Raw genomic sequence first — 17,625 nt, 5'->3', positions numbered from 1 at the left:
GGAGGGTGTCGACGAACCGGGCGGCATCCAGGATCACCTCCTGCTCGACCAGCAGGGTCCGTCCGCCGACGAGGAGGGGGGCGATGAGTTGCCACAGGGAGATGTCGAAGCATTGCGGCGCGATCTGGGCGACGACGCTGCCGTGGGTGATGTCCAGGTCGTCGATCTTGGCGAACAGGTGGTTGAGCATCCCGGCGTGTTCACACATCGCGCCCTTGGGTTCCCCGGTCGAGCCGGAGGTGAAGTAGATGTACGCCAACTGGTCTGGCGTGATCTCGACGTCCAGGTTGGTGTCGGGGTGGTTCTGGGTGTAGGCGTCGGCGACGAACAGGGTGGGCACACCCGGCAGCTGGGCCAGTGCTTGCTCGAGGGTGGTGGTGGAGTCGGGTTCGGTCAGGGCCAGGGCGCAGTCGGCGCGGCGCAGGGTGGTGGCGATCCGTTCGGCCGGGAAGTGCGGCTCGATCGGCAGGTACACGCCGCCGGCTTTGAACACCGCCAGCACCGCGACCAGCCAGTCCAGGTTGCGTTCGGTGACCACCGCCACCACGTCCTCACGCCCGACCCCGGCGGCGTGCAGGGCGCGGGCGACCCGGTTGGCCCGCGCGTTCACCTGCGCATAGGTCAGCTGGTGGCCGGCGTGGCGGGCGGCGACCTCGTCGGGGTGTAGCCGGACCCGCTGCTCGAACAACTGGTGCGGCCGCACATCCGGCAACTCCCGCACCGGCCCGGCCATCCCCACCAACTGCAACCGCAGCTCCTCCGCACCCAGCAAGGTCTGGGCCTGGTGATCGGCGTCCGGGTCGGCGGCGATCAACTCGGCCGCGGCCCGGTAGTAGCCGGCGATCCGGGCGGCCGCTTCGGCATCCAGCACGTCGGTGCGGTAACGCAGCCGCAGCTCAACCCCGTCGCGGTGATCGCGCACCCCTGCCGACAGCACCACGCCCTCGGGCAGCCCGTCCCCGGCGAAATCACCGGCCGGGTCGAAAACCGTGTCGAACAGCGCCCCCGAACGCACCGCCTCCGGCGCGGCCGCCGCGTGCTCCCGCAGCCGCGCACCGACCGCCTCCACCTCGCCCGACAACTCCCGCCAAGACCCCGGCTCCACACTCAGCCGGCACGGCAACGCCATACCCTCGGCGACATAACCGGTGACGACCTCCACCTCACCGGTCAACACCGCCAACACCTTCGCGTGTGCCGCCAAGAGTGCCGACCGGTCCACCCCGGGGATCGTCAGCAAGCACTCCGCCACCCCCGGCCGGGGCTCGCGCACCCACCGCGGCAACGCGGTGAAACCACCGGCATCGAGCACTCCCCGCCAGTAATCCCGGCCGGACTCAGCCAGTGCCGTCATCGACTCTTCCCTCCACTTAGGCCTTCTCAGGATGGTCTACCTGTGAGCCAGCTGTGCTGTCGAGCCAATTGGCGGGGTTGCCTACTTAAGGCCTGAGCGGGCAGGATCACATCGGTCCGAAGTCGTACGGCCGGGCCTTCGGGTACGCGTTGAGGCGTGGCATTTGAAAGGCTCGGCGTCAGTATTTGGGCGCGTTATCGGGACGTGTTCTGTGTTGGCTACCGATTGTCACGCCACTGGCGCATTTCACCGAGTTTGTGAGCAAGGTGGTCGATCCGTCGTGCCTGTGGCGCGAGGCGCGGCTGTGCCGCTTGAGGGAGGTGTGACAGTTCTGAAACGAAAGTATGGTATTCGTAATAGTCGGAAAATCAGTGGTCAGGACGCACGCTGTGCCGGTGCGGCCCGCTGACGACGCGAGATGGGTGCACCAGTTGGGTTATGCCGCCCGATCGGCCCGCCGGCCGGTGGGGTTCGGGTGCGGCCGGCGTGAATTACCGTGCGGCGATTTCGCTATCGACGGTTCAGGTATTTCCGGCCCGCCGTTCCGGAAAGTCGAAAAGCGTGCCGGGGCCGGCCGGCGTGGCGAATGCGGTTGTGCGAAACTGATTGGCGCCCGAAACGACGTGATAGTTGCTTAATAAACTTGCGCACAGCGGGCCGGCCCAAGCTTATTAGGCATTCGAGAACGGCGGAGACATCAAGGGCGTCAAGGTTTTTTTCCGAGCCGGGGATCGTGGCCGAAGCCGGCTCGCGAAATCGTGACGAGAGCACACCATCGCGTGACGGTTCCGTTGCGGGGCCGTGACCGCCGGGCTGGACTCGTCACACAGTGCTGCGCGCGCCATAGGTGTTCGACATACTGATCGCGAGCTACGACGAAGACGTCCGCAAGTATGGAGGCGACCTATGGCCCGGCTCGCGCAGACCGCCGGACTCACCGATGTGCAGCGGGAGATCCTGTCCACGGTCAAGACGTTCGTGGACAAGGAGATCATCCCGCACGCGCAGGAGTTGGAGCACTCCGACACCTATCCACAGGACATCGTGGACGGGATGAAGGAGATGGGCCTGTTCGGGCTCACCATCGAGGAGGAGCACGGTGGGCTCGGCGAGTCGCTGCTCACCTACGCGCTGGTGGTCGAGCAGATCGCCCGGGGCTGGATGAGCGTGTCCGGCGTGATCAACACCCACTTCATCGTCGCCTACATGATCACCCACCACGGCACCCCGGAGCAGAAGGCCCACTACCTGCCCAAGATGGCCACCGGGGAGATCACCGGCTCGTTCTCCATGTCCGAGCCGGATCTGGGCTCCGACGTGGCCGCGATCAAGACCCGGGCCAAGCAGGACGGTGACGACTTCGTCATCGACGGCGCCAAGATGTGGCTGACCAACGGCGGCAGCTCCAACCTGATGGCTCTGCTGGTCAAGACCGACGAGGGCGCCGAACGGGCGCACCAGAACCTCACCTGCTTCCTGGTGGACAAGCCGCGCGGGTTCGGCGAGGTCACCCCCGGGCTGACCATCCCCGGCAAGATCGACAAGATGGGCTACAAGGGCGTGGACACCACCGAGGCGGTGTTCGACGGCTTCCGCATCCCGGGCGAGAAGATCCTCGGTGACCGGCGCGGCGGCGGCTTCGCGCAGATGATGGACGGCGTCGAGGTCGGCCGGGTGAACGTGTCCGCGCGGGCCTGCGGCATCGCCATCCGGGCCTTCGAGCTGGCCGTGGATTACGCCCAACAGCGCAGCACGTTCGGTAAACCGATCGCCCAGCACCAGGCCATCGCGTTCAAGCTGGCCGAGATGGCCACCAAGGTCGAGGCGGCGCACCTGATGATGGTGAACGCGGCCCGGCTGAAGGACTCCGGCGAGCGGTTCGACGTGGAGGCCGGCATGGCGAAGCTGCTGGCCAGCGAGTACTGCGCGGAGGTCACCCAGGAGGCTTTCCGCATCCACGGCGGCTACGGCTACTCCAAGGAGTACGAGATCGAGCGGCTGATGCGGGAGGCCCCGTTCCTGCTCATCGGCGAGGGCACCTCGGAGATCCAGAAGACCATCATCAGCCGGGGGCTGTTGCGGGAGTACCGTTCGCGGTAATGATCCAGCGCGCGCCCGCGAGGAGATGGCACCAGTGACGACGCCGCCGTTCGGGAACATGGGGCAGAGGAGTCCGGGGCTGCCCAACCTGCCGACGCCCCCCACCGGCTGGCCGGTGGGCTCGTACGCCACCTACGCGGAAGCCCAACGGGCCGTCGACTACCTGGCCGACCACGACTTCCCGGTCGGCGACGTGACGATCGTGGGCGTGGACCTGATGCTGGTCGAGCGGGTGATCGGGCGGCTCACCTGGGGCCGGGTGCTGGCCAGTGGGGCGCTGTCCGGCGTGTGGATGGGTCTGTTCGTGGGCCTGTTGCTGGCCTACTTCCAGAACAACTACGGCGCGGTGATCGTCGGCGTGGTGGGCGGTGTGCTGTTCAGCGTGCTGTTCGCCGCGCTGAGCTACTCGTTCACTCGCGGGCGCCGGGACTTCACCTCGGCCAGCCAGCTGGTCGCCGGCCGGTACGACGTGCTGTCCGCGCCCCGCAACGCGGAGCAGGCCAAGGACATGCTGGCCAAGCTGGCCATGGGTCCCGGGCCGGAGAGCGTCGACTGACGGGTGACCGGGGCGGTGATGTCCGAGTCCGGGGCGGCCGAGCCGGGGACGTCCTGGCGAGCGGACTACTCGCCCCTGGCGCCGGGCTACGACCGCCTGGTCGGCATCCTCGACGCCAGTGCCGGGTACCACGAGCAGCTTCGGCTGTCCGTGCGGCGGATGGGCCTACCGGCGCGCGGCGCCGGCCTGCGCCTGCTCGACGTGGGCTGCGGCACCGGCGCGTCCACGGCGGCGCTGCTCCAGGTGCTGCCGGAGGCGGAGATCGTCGCGGTGGACGCCTCCGCCCCGATGCTCGAGCGGGCGAGGGCCAAGTCCTGGCCGCGCGGGGTGCGGTTCGTGCACGCCGGCCTGGACCAGCTGGCCGGCGGGTCGGAAGGGCTGCCGCGCGCCGCGCGCGGGCCGTTCGACGGCGCCCTGGCCGCCTTTCTGCTGCTCGGCCTGCCACCGGGTGAGGTGGATGCCGCGCTGCACGCGCTGTGCGGGCTGTTGCGGCCCGGCGCCCCGCTGGCGGTGCACGACTGCTCGGTGGCCGACTCGCTGGGCGCCCGGGCGCGCTGGCTGGCGCTGAGCTGGGGACTGGTCATCCCGGCCGGCGCACTGGTCACCGGCCACACCGAGGTGTACCGGCGGCTGTGCCGCTCGGTTCGGGGGTTCGACCGGGTGGCCGACTTCGAGCGCCGGTTGTCCGCCGCCGGTTTCACCGACCCGCGCAGCCAGTCCGTGCCCGGCTGGACCCGGGACATCGTCTACACCTTCCTGGGGCGGAGGCCGGTGAGCTCGTGAGCGGGCGCAAGCCTCGGCTCGAGGGTGTGGGTTGATCGCGGTTTGTGGTGGTTCAGCCTCGAAAATCGACGCTAAAACACCAGAGACGACGATCACCGGTCGACGCATCCCACGGGGCGTGGGTTTGCCGTGGTTACCGAGCGTGGGGCGGGTTACGGGTTGCTCGGCGGCCTGTCCCAGGTGAGGTGCGGCTGAGGGTTGTTCGATCTTGGAGAAACAGCCATGAACCGCATCTCGACGAAGATCACCCGCTGACCGGCCTTCGCCGCCCGAGCCGTCTTTGGAACCCGACCTCTAACTCAAAGCCACTGGTTGCGGCGGAAGGTGCGGTACATGAGCGTGCAGACGGTGCCGATCACCAGCCAGACGGCGGGATAGCCCCACGGTTGGTGCAGCTCGGGCATGTAGTCGAAGTTCATCCCGTAGATGCCGGCGATCATGGTGGGCACCGAGATCAGGCCGGCGTACGCGGTGATCTTCCGCATGTCGTTGTTCTGCTGCATGGTGATCTTGGCGAGGACCGCGTCCACCAGGGTGGTGAGCAGCTCGTCGAAGCCGCTGACCCGCTCGGCCACGGTGGTCAGGTGGTCGTCGACGTCGCGGAAGTAGGAGCGCACCTCGTGCGGAATCAGCGAGCTGTAGCCCTCGGCCAGCCGGCGCAGCGGCTGCCCCAGCGGCATGACGGCGCGGCGCAGCTCCAGCACCTCGCGCTTCATGACGTAGATCTGCTCGGAGCCGACCTGCGAGCGCGGCTCGAAGACCTCGACCTCCATCAGGTCGATGTCGGCCTCGATCGCATCGGTGACCTCAAGGTAGGAGTCGACCACGTGGTCGGCCAGCGCGTGCAGCACGGCGGCCGGGCCGAGGGCGAGCTGCTCGGGGTCCTCCTCCAGCTTGAGCCGCACGTCGTGCAGCCCGGAGTGGTTGCCGTGCCGCACGGTGACCACGAAGTCGCGGCCGACGAAGGCCATCACCTCGCCGGTCTCCACCAGCTCGGCGGAGGTGGTCGGCTCGGCGTGCCCGACGTAACAGACCGTCTTGAGCACGGCGAAGAGCATGTCCTCATAGCGCTCCAGCTTGGGCCGGTTGTGCGCGTGCACCGCGTCCTCGACGGCCAGCTCGTGCAGCCCGAAGGTCTCCGCGATGCCGGTGATCTGCTCGTCGTCCGGCTCGTGCAGGCCGATCCAGACGAAGGCGTTCCCCTCGTCGCCGCCCCGGTCGCGCACCTCGCGGACCGCGCGCTCGTGGCTCCACCGGCCGGGCAGCCGGTGACCGTCGATGTAGACCGCACAGTCCACCACATACGCGGAAAGCGGAACGGGGATGTTTGGCTCGGTGGAAAGCCGGGAACGACTATTCAGCTTCATGCGCGCACCGCGGGCGCGCAGCGACATGAGGTTGGCCACGAGGCCTCCAGGATCTCCAAGCCGGAGCTGGATGGCTCACGGCGACGGATGGGCACCTGGCCCCCGCCCGCGTGTGGATCCGGATCAGCCGGACTCCGCGGTGGGGACCCGGCTGGTACTGCAGCCTGGCGCAGTGTCCACCGGCCCCACCTCCTCAGATAGCCCGCTCGAGTGCATAGGGTACCTCGAAACCAGAGTGCGCATCGTTACGGAGGCGTGTGACATGCAGTTCGGGCGTTACTACGAGGAGTTCGAGGTCGGCGCGGTGTACAAGCACTGGCCCGGCAAGACGGTGACCGAGTACGACGACCACCTGTTCTGCCTGCTCACCATGAACCACCACCCGCTGCACATGGATGCGCACTACGCTGAGGAAACCACAGACTTCAAGCGCAACGTGGTGGTCGGCAACTACATCTACTCGCTGGTGCTCGGCATGTCGGTGCCGGACGTCTCCGGCAAGGCGATCGCCAACCTGGAGATCGAGTCGCTCAAGCACACCAAGCCGACCTTCCACGGCGACACCATCTACGCCGAGACCGAGGTCCTGGACAAGACGGAGTCGAAGTCCAAGGACGACCGGGGCATCGTCTACGTGGAGAGCCGGGGCTACAAGCAGGACGGCACCGTGGTGTGCACCTTCCGCCGCAAGGTGATGGTGCCCAAGCGGTCCTACGGCGACGCGCGCGGCGGCGAGCAGCCCGGCCGGCCGGTACCCGGCGCCGAAGGCGTCGGCTGAGCACGCGCCCAGTTAGGCGCGTGCGGGAGATAGAGGCCTGAGCAGATGCCGCCCACCGGCGCAGGAAGGTCGGCTCCATCAGCAGCCGGGCCATCCGGGCCGCGACCAGCCGCGCCCCGCGCTCGTCGCCGGCCTCGCGCAGCCGGCCGGGCAGCGGCTCGGGGTGGCCAGCCACCAGCCCGGGTCGCCCCGGTGGGTGCCGAGTTGCTCGGTCAGCCAGTCCGCCACCGTGCGTGCGGTGAGTCGCGCCGGATGGCCGTCGAGCCGGTCGGGGGCGTGTTCCAGCGCGGCGCGGACCTCGGCCACGTGTTCCGGGGCGGTGAACACGAGCAGCCGGGCGGCCCAGTTGTGGTCGGTGGACCGGGGCGAGTCGTAGCCGAGCACCTCGGAGCCCTCACCCAGCAGCGCGGCGGCGTGCGGGCGGCGCAGCAGCGGGCGGATCGCGCGGTACAGCTCGGCCGAGAGTTCCCGGCCGGGGCGGAAATCGGGCATCGACGGCGATTCTGCCCGCCGTGTACCTTGGGCGCATTAAACATACGCTGTTCGGTTAAGAGGTGCGGGATGGACAGTCCGGTGCACACCCGGTCGGCGCCGGGGACTCGCTGGTCGACGGTCAACTACGCCGAGGCGATCCAGGGCGTGCAGTCGCCGTTGGGCTGGACGTACTGGGCGCACACCATGGAGCTGTCGCTGCGCCGCGCCTTCTTCCAGATCGGCGTGTTCAGCCGCCGCGAGGTGCCGCCGCCGGCCAGTCCGGACGAGCGCACCAGCGGCGCGTTCTACGGCTACGCGGCGGGCAACGTGACGTTGTTCCGGCGGATCGGCGACGCGGTGCCGGGCACCGATGCGGACGCGCTGGTGGAGCAGATGTTCGGCGAGCGGCGTCCTCCGGTGCCCAGCCGGACCCCGTTGCGCGGCCGGCTGCGTTCGCTGGTTGTGCTGGTCAAGCTGCCGGTCGCCACGGTCGGCCAGGCCAGGGCGCTCGGCCCGGCCCGGCGCGGGGTGGGCGCCTGGTGGCGGGCGAACGTGGTCGACCGCCCGCCGACCACGGCGGCGGAGGCCACCGAGCTGCTGCGTGACTCGGTGCGGTGGTTCGCCCGGGTCGGCACCGCGCACACCGTGCTGACCATGGTCGGCCAGGCGCTGGCCGAACAGGTGGAACGGCTGGCGCCGCGCGGTCGGGAACAGGCCTCGGACCTGATGACCGGGTACGGCTCCTTCGAGGAGACGGCCATGCTCGGTGATCTGTGGGAGCTGGCCGGTGGCCGGCTGGAGTTGGCCGAGTTCCTCGGCAGGCACGGCTACCACGGCCCGGATGAGGGCAACCTGACCAGCGTGGTGTGGCGGGAGGACCCGGCCCCGGTGCACCGGCTGGCCCGGCGTTACCGGGACGCCGAGGTGGACCACCCGCGCGCCAACGAGGCGCGTCAGCTGGCCCGGCGGGAGGCGGCCGAGCGGGAGCTGTTCGCCGGCCTCGGCGCGGTGGACCGGGTGCGCGCGCGGGCGGTGCTCTGGGCGGCTCGCCGGCTGATCCCGATGCGGGAGGTGGGCAAGTCCGGCTTCCTGCACGCGCTGGACGGGGCGCGGTGCGCGGCCCGGACCCTCGGCGCGCGGTACGCCGAGGCCGGCCTCCTGGCGGACGCCGAGGACGTCTTCTTCCTGACCCTGGACGAGCTGCTGGCCGGCCTGCGCGAACCGGCGCACGAGCTGGTCGAGCGCCGGCGCGCCGACCACGTCCGGTTCCAGGGCCTGCGGCTGCCCCCGGCCTGGACCGGCGACCCGGTGCCGGAGGAACGTTCGGAACCCGCGGTGGCGGCCGCGCCGGCCGAGGTCACCGAGCTGCACGGGATCGGCGTGGTCGGGGACGTGGTGACCGGGCGGGCCCGGGTGATCACCGATCCCGCCGACGCCGACCTGGACCCCGGCGACGTGCTGGTGTGCCGCACCACCGATCCCAGCTGGACGCCGTTGTTCCTGGTCGCCGCCGCGTTGGTGATCGACACCGGCGGCGCGATGAGCCACGGCGCGATCGTCGCCCGGGAGCTCGGGGTCACCTGTGTGATCAACACCGGCACCGGCTCCCTGGACATCCCGGACGGCGCCACGGTCACCGTGGACGGCCGCGCCGGCCTGGTCACCATCAAGCCGTCCGATCAGGTACGTCCTTAGGTGGATTAGCCCTTTGGCATGACCCGCCAGTCGGTCAGGACCTCCGTCAGGCCGGGCACGAGCGGCAACGCGGCGTAGTTGACCGCATCAACCCATCGAGCGTCCGACGCGTCAGACGCGCCCCTGGGTTCCTCCGGCCCGACCACCTCGCAGAAGTAGTCGGCGATGACGAACACCCCGCCGTTCCCGGCCGGCCGCTCCACCCGGCCGAGCAGCCGCCCGGCGCGAACCCGCAGGCCGGTCTCCTCGTGTACCTCACGAATCACCGCCTGCTCGTCCGTCTCGCCGGGCTCCACCCGGCCGCCGGGCAGCGACCACAGTCCCAGCCCGGGCTCCTGGGCGCGCCGGATCAGCAGCAGTCGGCCGTGTCGGTCGTGCACCACGGCGCCGACACAGGGGATTTGCTCACTCACCGTGGTGAGCATCTCATATTCACTCCATTGGCGTATGCCCGCGAGTCACGTTCCCCAGTCGGGGGTTCGTGCTGTACAACAAGATCCGACACTTTGTGGGGCACTCGGATGGTGGCTAGAGATGAATCTCAAGAAGCTCGTCGGCTTTCTCGTGGTCATCTTCGTGTTGTTCTGGATCATTTCCCAGCCAGGCAACGCGAGTGGCACGGTGAACAACCTCCTCGCCAACCTGAGGGACGCGGGCGAATCGCTGGTGACGTTCATCGGCGGTGTCTTCTAGACTTGGTGCTGGCGGATAGGCGGTAGCCGTGCTTGCACCCAGGGAAATCGACGAATACATCCTGCCCACCGAGCGCCGGGTAATCCGGGTGCGTGTGCACTGGTCGACGCTGCTGTGGGACATGACCCAGACCGCGCTTGCGCTGGGCCTGCTGGTGGCGATCCAGCGATACGTGCCGGCCAGCCTGGTGCTGGACAACCTGACCTGGTACGCCGGGCTGGTCGTGGTGGTGCGGTTGACCATCATCGTGATGCTGTGGTGGGTGGAGCGGATCGTCATCACCGACAAACGGGTGATGCTGTCCACCGGCATCATCACGCACAACATCGGCATGATGCCGCTCGGCAAGGTCACCGACCTCACCTTCCGGCGCACCCTGACCGGCCGGATGATGGGCTACGGCACGATGGTGATCGAGTCGGCCGGTCAGATCCAGGCGCTGAACCAGATCGACTTCATGCCTCGGCCGGAGGAGATCTACGAGGCGCTGGCCGAGTTGATCTTCGGTGACAAGAAGCAGACCCGCTCGCACCTGCTGTCCAAGCCCAAGCGCTGACCGCCCTTGATCGATCTGCACACCCACTCGTCGGCCTCCGACGGCACGGACGAACCGGCTGACCTGGTTCGCATTGCCGCGCGCGCCGGTCTGCGGGTGGTTGCGCTGACCGACCACGACACCACGGCCGGCTGGGCGGAAGCGGTTGCCGCCTGTCCGGAGGGCCTCCGGCTGGTGCGCGGCGCCGAACTGTCCTGCGTCTGCCCGGACGGGCGGGGCGGGCGGATACCGGTGCACCTGCTGGCCTACCTGTTCGACCCGGAGCACCCCTCGGTGCTGGCCGAGCAGCGGCGGCTGCGGGTGGAACGCCGGGCCCGGCTGACCGACATGGCGCACCGGATGGCCGAGGACGGCGTGCCGCTGGACCCGGACGCGTTGCTGGCCGCGCTGCCCCTGGACCTGCCGGTCGGCCGCCCGCACCTGGCCCGGGCGTTGGTCGGCCTGGGCCTGGTGAACAGCGTGGACGAGGCGTTCACCTCGCTGCTCAACACCCGGGGCCGCTACTACCGGCCCCGCCGGGACACCCCGGTCGAGCAGGCGTTGGAGATGATCGCCGACGCCGGCGGGGTGTGCGTGTTCGCGCATCCGCTGGCCCGGCGCCGGGGGCGGGTGGTGGAGCTGTCGGTGCTGGCCGAACTGGCCGGGCGCGGGCTGGCCGGCATCGAGGTGGACCATCCCGACCACGCGCCGGAGGACCGCGCCGCGCTGCGCTCACTGGCCGGTTCGCTGGGCCTGGTGATCACCGGCTCCAGCGACTACCACGGCACCAACAAGACCACTCCGATCGGCGCGGAGCGCACCGACGCGGAGATGTTCGAGCGGCTGGTGGCCAAGGCCAGCGGCTGCGAGGTTGTCGGGGGTGCGCTCTAAGCTGACCGGGTGAGCGGCCAGATGAGTCTCGACGGGATGCCCCGCAAGCTGGTCAAGGTCACCCCGTCGAAGCTGTCCACCTGGCTGGACTGCCCGCGCCGGTACCGGATGGCCTACCTGGACCGGCCGACGCCGTCCCGGGGCGGGGCGTGGGCGCACAACACGCTCGGCGCGGTGGTGCACAACGCGCTGCGGGCGCTGTTCGACCTGCCGCCGAAGGCGCGCACCCCGGAAGCCGGCGCCAAGCTGGTGGACCGGCACTGGGTCGGCGAAGGTTTCCGGGACGACACGCAGATCGCCACCTACCGGGAGCGCGCCCGCGGCTGGGTCAGCGACTACATCGACGACCACGAGGAGATGGCCGAGGAGCCGGCCGGCGTGGAGCGCTGGGTCTCCGTGCCCACCGGGCGCATCGTCGCCGAGGGCCGGGTGGACCGCATCGACCAGCGCGGTGACCAGCTGGTGGTGGTCGACTACAAGACCGGCCGACGGGCGCCCACGGTGGACGACGCCCGCTCCTCCCAGGCGCTCGCGCTGTACGCCCTGGCCGTGCGGCGCACCCTGCGCCGGCCGTGCCACCGGGTGGAGCTGCACCACCTGCCCAGCGGTGAGGTGGCCGCCTGGGAGCACAGCGAGCCCTCCCTGGCTCGCCACCTGAGCCGCATGGAGGAGGCCGCCGACGACCTGTCGCTGGCCGCGGACACCCTGGCCGCCGGCGGCGACCCGGAGCTACTGTTCCCGCCGCGCACCGGGCCGATCTGCAGCTATTGCGACTTCCGCCGCCACTGCCCGGCCGGCCGGGAAGCCGCCCCTGACCGCGAACCCTGGTCCCTCCTGGAGCCGTAAGGGCGGTTCGGACGGCGCCAGCCAGGTGGTGCCGCCCGTTGCGCCGGGGCCGGTTCAAAGACAGCTTGGACGGCGCCGACTGGGTTTCCGGTCCGGTTGGGTAGGGCCGTTGCGTTGCGTTGGGTGCCGGGGCCGGTTTCTCGGTGCTTACGTTCGGTGGTTGTTGGTCGCTGTCTCGGACGGGTCGCCACGGCCGGCTTCGTCGAGTGGTAGTCCAGTCGCCTCAGATTCAAGATCAACAGCTACTGGGTTACCGCTCGGCGGGGGAACGGGGCTGAGCGACACTACGGTGCGTAGCCGTGGAGCCGCGTTCTCGGCCGCGGGCAGGGGTGTCGAGCATCGAGCGCAAGCTGAGTCCGGTCGGCGGACGGCGGCCGCCGGACTGAGCTTGCGCTCGGCGAAACCGGCCCCGACTCATCGTCGCACTCCGTGACCAAGCCCGGGCAGCCACGAGACGCAACGGGCGCTACCCAGCCGGACCAGAAACCCAGCCGGCGCCGTCCGAGCTGTCTTTCAACCCAGAACCGGCACTCAACGCAACGCGACCAGTTCCGGCCCGCGCTGTTCAAAGATCATCGGCCCCAGCGCCCCCAGCAGCACCGGACCCTGGTAGCCGCCACGATCCACCGGGATCGTCCGGATCACCTGTCCGGTGGCGGGATCGGTGACGGCCAGGCCGCCGGGTACGGGGATGAGCAGCCGTTCGGTCGGGCCGGCCGGGTCGGCCGGTGCGAGCAGCGGCAGCAGCGCGCCGGGGCCGAGCGCGCCGGGCAGCGTCCACAACGGGCGCAGCTCGGTCTCGCTCAGAGCGATGGTGCGCGAGCCGGTCCACCAGAGCACGATGCCGTGCGCGGTGACGGTCGGGGTGACGCCGCCGGGCGGGTCGCCGGCCAGGTCGGCCGGGGGGAGGTCCAGCGGGTAGCCGGCGACCTCCCGGCCGTCCTCGTCGCGCACGCTCAGTTTGGCGGCGCCACCGGCGGTGCCGGGGAACAGTACCGCCGTCCGGTGCTTGCTCAGCGCGACCAGTCGGGTGCCGGCGACGGACAGCGGGGTGCTGGCCTCCTCGTCCGGGTGTTCGGCCTCGGTGTCCTTCTGGCGGAAGGTGGTGAGCCGGTCGCCGCGTTCGCCGGGGCAGCGCTCCAGCACCCCGAGCCGGGCGTAGCTGATCGCCACCGAGGCGTGCGAGCAGTGCGCCCGGGGCTGGGTCTTCGGCTGGGCCGGCGAGCGGACCTCGCCGTACTCCAGCGTCTCGACCAGGTCGGACCGCCATGACTCCAGGTGGTTGCGGCCGGTCGCGGTGACCATCCAGCCGTCGTCCAACAGCTGCGCGTCGTCCGGCGCGTCGGCGGTGCGGGTGGGTCCGCGTTCCCCGCTGCCGGCCTGCAGCGCGGTGACCTCGCTGCAGTAGGCCCCGTTGCGGTAGACGGCCAGCGCCAGGCCCCAGCCGGAACCGACCACGCACAGCTGCAGGTCACGCCGGTAGGCCCAGCGCTGGACGCCGGTGACCGGGTCGCGGCCGACGGTGTCGGGGCCGTCCCCGGTGACCAGGGTCGGCCCGACCACCACCGGCGCGACGGTCGCCGCGCTCGGCGCGCGCCAGGCCTCGGTGACGGTGGCCGGCGCGTCCACCGGCGGATCGGGCGCGGCCGGAGCCGGCCCGGGGGCCGTGGTGGACGTGGTCCGCGCGGCCTGGCTGTAGAACGCGATCAGGCAGGCCAGCACGGCCAGCACGGCCACGATCGCCATCGCCGCCGCCAGGTCGCCCCGGCGGCGGCGTTCTGCTCGGAGCACGTTCGGCTAGCTGGCCGCCGCGTCCGGGGTGCCGGCCTCGCCGGAGTCGGAACCGCCCCGGCGGCGGCGCCGGCGCGGCCGGCGGCGGACATCCCCGCCCGACGCGGCGCTCCGGCCGATCTCGGCCGGCGCTCCGGCCTGCTCGGGCTGGTCGCCCGGGCCGTCCGTCTCGGAACCGGCCACCAGGACACCCGCCCGGCGGCGGCGGCGCTGCCGGGACTCGCCGGGAGCCTGGTCGGCGCCGGAATCGGGGGCCGAATCCGGCTTGTCGCCGCCGCGCCCGGTGCCGCTCCGGCGTCCCCGGCGGCGGTCGTTGCGGTCGTTGCCGCGCCGGCCCCGGCGGCCCGGCCCGTCGTCCTCGATGTGCTCGGCGTCCAGCCCGGCGCGGGTGCGCTTGGCATGGGGCAGCCGGCCGGTGGACTCGGTCGGGATGCCCAGGTCGGTGAACAGGTGATCGGAGGTGGAGTAGGTCTCCACCGGTTCGTCGATGCCCAGTGCCAGCCCATCGCTGATCAGCTTCCAGCGGGGCATCTCGTCCCAGTCGACCAGGGTGACGGCGACGCCCTCGCGGCCGGCCCGGCCGGTGCGGCCGATCCGGTGGATGTAGGTCTTCTCGTCCTCCGGGCACTGGTAGTTCACCACGTGGGTGACGCCGGTGACGTCGATGCCCCGGGCGGCGACGTCGGTCGCCACCAGCACGTCCACCTTCTCCGAGCGGAACGCGCGCAACGCCTGCTCGCGGGCGGCCTGGCCCAGATCGCCGTGGACGGCAGCCACCGCGAAGCCCCGGTCGCCGAGGTCGTCGGCCACCCGCTGGGCGGTCCGCTTGGTCCGGGTGAAGATCATCGTGAGGCCGCGGTCGGCGCATTGCAGCACCTTGGCCAGCAGCTCCACCTTGTCCAGCGCGTGCGCCCGGTAGACCAGCTGCCGGGTGCGCTCGTGGATCGCGCCCTGGTCGGCCTCTTCGGCCCGGATGTGGGTTGGCTGGGTCAGGAAGGTGCGGGACAGGGTGATGATCGGGCCGGGCATGGTGGCGGAGAAGAGCATGGTCTGCCGGCTGTCCGGCAGCATCCGCAGGATCCGCTCCACATCGGGCAGGAAGCCGAGGTCGAGCATCTCGTCGGCCTCGTCCAGCACCAGCGACTCGATCCGGCCCAGCACCAGGTGGCGCTGTTCGGCCAGGTCGAGCAGGCGGCCCGGGGTGCCGACCACGATGTCCGTGCCCCGGCGCAGCTCGGCCACCTGCGGCTCGTACGGCCGTCCGCCGTAGATTGCGGTGATCCGCGCGCCGAGGTGCTTGCCGGCGTCGGCCAGGTCGCGGGCGACCTGCACGCACAGCTCGCGGGTGGGCACCACGACCAGCGCCTGCGGCACCGCCTTCTCGTCGGTGGAGTGGCGCAGCCGCTGCAGCAGCGGGACGCCGAAGCCCAGGGTCTTGCCGGTGCCGGTGCGGGCCTGGCCGATCACGTCCTCGCCGGCCAGCGCCAGCGGCAGGGTCAGCTCCTGGATCGCGAAGGTGCGCTCGATGCCCACCTCGGTGAGCGCGCGGACGATCTCTTCGCGCACGCCCAGCTCGGCGAAGGTCGGGGAGTCCGGCCGGACCGGGGCGCCCGCGTGCAACGGCTCCGCGGTCAGCTCGGAAGCGGAATCCAACGCTGTTGAGTTGTCGTCGGTTGAGCTTGGGTTGTCGTTGTTGACGGTCAGAGCAATCGCCTCTCTCCAGCGCGCGAAGGCCAGGCGAAACGACAGCGCTGCTCGCGCGCACAGTATGTGTCGCGGGCTCGCACTGTCCGGCGGCCAGTGGGTGCTTGACCCAGTAGTCATTTGGCACTGCCGGAATTTCGAGCTGCCGCGCGACGCGCGCCTATGTTGTGGCGCAGCGTTGGACCACATGATAGCGGTAGCCCGGCCGGCGTGGGGCGTGACGCGCCTCATCGGGTGATCGAAGCTGGTCCGGCGCCCGGCGAGCCTGAGGGCCGAACCGGTTTTGCCCGCGCGATTTTCGCCTAGGGTGGGGGGTGTGACGGAGACCTCGGAGAGAACCGTGACGGTGAGTCGCGCCGCGCTGGTCGACCTGCTCGGCGCGTTGGCCTACGGCGAGCTGTCCGCCTTCGACCGGCTGGCCGAGGACGCGCGGACCGCGCCCACGCTGGCCTCCCGGGCGGCGCTGGCCAAGATGGCCGGCGCGGAGATCGGCCACTTCCGGTTGCTCGAGGAGTACCTCACCGGCGAGGGCGTGCCGGTGGAGCAGGCGATGGCGCCGTTCGTGAAGGCGCTGGACGGCTACCACGCCTCCACCGCGCCGCACGACTGGCTGGAGGCCCTGGTCAAGGTGTACCTGGGCGACGGGCTGGCGGTGGACTTCTACCGGGCGGTCGCCGGGTTCCTGCCCGAGCCGTCGGGTTCGCTGGTGCGCCAGGTGCTCGCGGACACCGGGCACAGCGCGTTCGCCGAGCGGGAGGTGGCCGCCGCGATCGCCGAGAACCGCCAGGTGCGCGACCGGCTGGCCCTGTGGGGCCGGCGGCTGCTCGCCGACGCGATCACCCAGGCGCAGTACGTGGTGGCCGAGCGGGAGGATCTGGCCGAGCTGTTCGTCAGCGGCTTCGGCGACCTGAGCGGCATCGCGGTGCTGTTCAAGCAGCTGCAGAAGCAGCACAGCCGCCGGATGTCCGCCCTCGGCCTGGCCTGATTCGCGTCCGCTTTCAGCGAACCGGGCGAGTCCGGGCGACCGGTCCGGTGTCGCCTCGGCTAGCCTGACGGCGTTCGTCCGGTGATCCAGGAGGTTTGGGCGTGGAGGTCAAGATCGGCGTCGCGGAGTCCCCTCGGGAGCTCGTGGTGTCCAGTGCACAGACGCCGGACGAGGTCGAGGCTCTGGTGAGCGACGCGCTGAAGAACCCGTCCGGGCTGCTCGCGCTCACCGATGACAAGGGCCGCCGGTTCGTGCTGCCGGCCACCAGGGTGGCCTATGTGGAGATCGGTCCCGCCGACTCCCGTCGGGTCGGCTTCTCCGTCGGCTGAGACCGCGGGCCCGCCCAACGGGCGTCAAGACCCTTCGGGCGCGTCCTTCTTGAGCGGGGCGCCCTGTAGGGGGCCGGAGAGGCCCTGCCAGATCAGCTGGGTGAGGTAGTCGACCAGCGCTTCGCGGCTCATGGTGCGCCGTTGCAGCCACCAGTCGCCCGCCGTGTAGACCATGCCGACCAGGCCGAAGGCCCACGCCTCGGCGCCGCCGGCGTCCTGGCCGAGCGCGCGCAGGTTGTCGGTCAGCAGGCTGGTCAGCATGCCCGCGATCAGCTCGAAGTTGTGGGCCACCACGTCACTTTGCGGCGCCGCCGCACCGGCCGGCCCGGGGTCCTGGCTGTGCACCACGAAGTGCCACAGTTCCGGCTCCTCCTCGGCGCCGGCCAGGAATGCGCCGATCAGCGCGCGGATCCGGTCCACCGGGGGCAGCGGCCGTCCCAGCTCGGGCACCAGCTTCTCCAGCAGGATCTTCGCCGCCCGCTCGCTGACCGCGCGCTGCAGGTCCGCCCGGTCGCTGAAGTGCCGGTAGAGCACCGGCTTGGTGACGCCGGCCTCGGCCGCGATGGCCGCCACCGACACCGCCGGCCCGTGCCGGCGGATGGCGGTGAGCGCCGCTTCCACCAGTTCCTCGCGTCGTTTCGCGCGATGACCGGCCCAGCGTTGCTTTCGTGCCTTGACAGCCTGCTCGTTCACGTTACCATTGGTAACAGTTACCGGCGGTAACATCAAGCACGCACGAGAGGA

The 17,625-nt window shown here is 70.7% G+C and carries 18 protein-coding genes; 11 read left to right on the top strand and 7 right to left on the bottom strand.

What is annotated here, in order from left to right; all coding sequences use genetic code 11:
• Window positions 1-1,354 (bottom strand): AMP-binding protein (locus ABEB12_RS19430; RefSeq protein WP_345702938.1); only part of this gene is annotated, 1,354 nt, incomplete at its 3' end.
• Between the two features lie 906 nt (window positions 1,355-2,260).
• On the opposite strand from ABEB12_RS19430, the gene ABEB12_RS19425 reads away from it, so the two are divergent.
• From ABEB12_RS19425 to ABEB12_RS19415, 3 genes are read left to right on the top strand one after another with little or no spacing between them, the layout of a single operon-like run.
• Window positions 2,261-3,454, top strand: a complete 1,194-nt coding sequence (locus ABEB12_RS19425) for an acyl-CoA dehydrogenase family protein (protein WP_185059017.1) — start codon at window positions 2,261-2,263, stop codon at window positions 3,452-3,454.
• Between the two features lie 58 nt (window positions 3,455-3,512).
• Window positions 3,513-4,010 carry a YflT domain-containing protein gene (locus ABEB12_RS19420; protein ID WP_345702944.1) on the top strand — a complete coding sequence of 166 codons (498 nt, stop codon included), beginning with the start codon at window positions 3,513-3,515 and terminating at the stop codon, window positions 4,008-4,010.
• A 3-nt stretch (window positions 4,011-4,013) separates the two neighbouring features.
• The gene (locus ABEB12_RS19415; protein ID WP_345702937.1) at window positions 4,014-4,793 is read left to right on the top strand and encodes a methyltransferase domain-containing protein; all 780 of its coding nucleotides are present in this window, start codon (window positions 4,014-4,016) and stop codon (window positions 4,791-4,793) included.
• 299 nt (window positions 4,794-5,092) lie between these two features.
• Here ABEB12_RS19415 and ABEB12_RS19410 read toward each other — a convergent pair whose 3' ends face one another.
• Window positions 5,093-6,160, bottom strand: a complete 1,068-nt coding sequence (locus tag ABEB12_RS19410) for a magnesium and cobalt transport protein CorA (protein ID WP_345702936.1) — start codon at window positions 6,158-6,160, stop codon at window positions 5,093-5,095.
• 262 nt (window positions 6,161-6,422) lie between these two features.
• Between ABEB12_RS19410 and ABEB12_RS19405 the strand changes: the two genes are divergently transcribed.
• Window positions 6,423-6,938 (top strand): MaoC/PaaZ C-terminal domain-containing protein, encoded by a 516-nt coding sequence (locus ABEB12_RS19405; protein WP_185059019.1) that lies wholly within the window; start codon window positions 6,423-6,425, stop codon window positions 6,936-6,938.
• Window positions 6,939-7,016: 78 nt separating this feature from the next.
• Here the strand turns inward: ABEB12_RS19405 and ABEB12_RS19400 are convergent, their stop codons facing one another.
• The gene (locus tag ABEB12_RS19400; protein WP_185059020.1) at window positions 7,017-7,430 is read right to left on the bottom strand and encodes a hypothetical protein; all 414 of its coding nucleotides are present in this window, start codon (window positions 7,428-7,430) and stop codon (window positions 7,017-7,019) included.
• A 69-nt stretch (window positions 7,431-7,499) separates the two neighbouring features.
• Here ABEB12_RS19400 and ABEB12_RS19395 point away from each other — a divergent pair, with 69 nt between their 5' ends.
• A complete protein-coding gene (locus ABEB12_RS19395; RefSeq protein ID WP_185059021.1) occupies window positions 7,500-9,107 on the top strand; it encodes a PEP-utilizing enzyme in 1,608 nt (535 codons plus the stop codon).
• Window positions 9,108-9,112: 5 nt separating this feature from the next.
• On the opposite strand, the gene ABEB12_RS19390 is transcribed toward ABEB12_RS19395, so the two are convergent.
• Window positions 9,113-9,532: an NUDIX domain-containing protein gene (locus tag ABEB12_RS19390; protein ID WP_185059022.1), complete on the bottom strand. Its 420-nt coding sequence runs from the start codon at window positions 9,530-9,532 to the stop codon at window positions 9,113-9,115.
• A 109-nt stretch (window positions 9,533-9,641) separates the two neighbouring features.
• On the opposite strand from ABEB12_RS19390, the gene ABEB12_RS19385 reads away from it, so the two are divergent.
• From ABEB12_RS19385 to ABEB12_RS19370, 4 genes are read left to right on the top strand one after another with little or no spacing between them, the layout of a single operon-like run.
• Window positions 9,642-9,800, top strand: a complete 159-nt coding sequence (locus tag ABEB12_RS19385; protein ID WP_185059023.1) for a hypothetical protein — start codon at window positions 9,642-9,644, stop codon at window positions 9,798-9,800.
• A gap of 28 nt (window positions 9,801-9,828) precedes the next feature.
• Window positions 9,829-10,356 (top strand): PH domain-containing protein, encoded by a 528-nt coding sequence (locus ABEB12_RS19380; protein ID WP_185059024.1) that lies wholly within the window; start codon window positions 9,829-9,831, stop codon window positions 10,354-10,356.
• Between the two features lie 6 nt (window positions 10,357-10,362).
• A complete protein-coding gene (locus ABEB12_RS19375; RefSeq protein ID WP_185059025.1) occupies window positions 10,363-11,226 on the top strand; it encodes a PHP domain-containing protein in 864 nt (287 codons plus the stop codon).
• Between the two features lie 21 nt (window positions 11,227-11,247).
• The gene (locus tag ABEB12_RS19370) at window positions 11,248-12,072 is read left to right on the top strand and encodes a PD-(D/E)XK nuclease family protein (protein ID WP_185061120.1); all 825 of its coding nucleotides are present in this window, start codon (window positions 11,248-11,250) and stop codon (window positions 12,070-12,072) included.
• A 531-nt stretch (window positions 12,073-12,603) separates the two neighbouring features.
• Here ABEB12_RS19370 and ABEB12_RS19365 read toward each other — a convergent pair.
• The gene (locus ABEB12_RS19365; RefSeq protein ID WP_185059026.1) at window positions 12,604-13,863 is read right to left on the bottom strand and encodes an Rv3212 family protein; all 1,260 of its coding nucleotides are present in this window, start codon (window positions 13,861-13,863) and stop codon (window positions 12,604-12,606) included.
• Between the two features lie 6 nt (window positions 13,864-13,869).
• On the bottom strand, window positions 13,870-15,687 hold the full coding sequence (locus ABEB12_RS19360) for a DEAD/DEAH box helicase (protein ID WP_185059027.1): 1,818 nt from the start codon (window positions 15,685-15,687) through the stop codon (window positions 13,870-13,872).
• A 196-nt stretch (window positions 15,688-15,883) separates the two neighbouring features.
• Between ABEB12_RS19360 and ABEB12_RS19355 the strand changes: the two genes are divergently transcribed.
• Together ABEB12_RS19355 and ABEB12_RS19350 are read left to right on the top strand one after the other, a co-directional pair.
• Window positions 15,884-16,552: a ferritin-like fold-containing protein gene (locus ABEB12_RS19355; protein WP_345702934.1), complete on the top strand. Its 669-nt coding sequence runs from the start codon at window positions 15,884-15,886 to the stop codon at window positions 16,550-16,552.
• Between the two features lie 101 nt (window positions 16,553-16,653).
• A complete protein-coding gene (locus ABEB12_RS19350) occupies window positions 16,654-16,881 on the top strand; it encodes a DUF3107 family protein (protein ID WP_185059029.1) in 228 nt (75 codons plus the stop codon).
• A gap of 24 nt (window positions 16,882-16,905) precedes the next feature.
• Here the strand turns inward: ABEB12_RS19350 and ABEB12_RS19345 are convergent, their stop codons facing one another.
• Window positions 16,906-17,574 (bottom strand): TetR family transcriptional regulator, encoded by a 669-nt coding sequence (locus ABEB12_RS19345; RefSeq protein ID WP_185059030.1) that lies wholly within the window; start codon window positions 17,572-17,574, stop codon window positions 16,906-16,908.
• Window positions 17,575-17,625 lie beyond the last annotated feature (51 nt).

Source organism: Actinospineispora eucalypti, from assembly GCF_039543365.1.
GTDB classification, from domain to species: Bacteria; Actinomycetota; Actinomycetes; order Mycobacteriales; family Pseudonocardiaceae; genus Pseudonocardia; species Pseudonocardia eucalypti.
The sequence above is the reverse complement of the archived record's forward strand: the minus strand, read 5'-3'. Positions and strand labels throughout refer to the sequence as shown.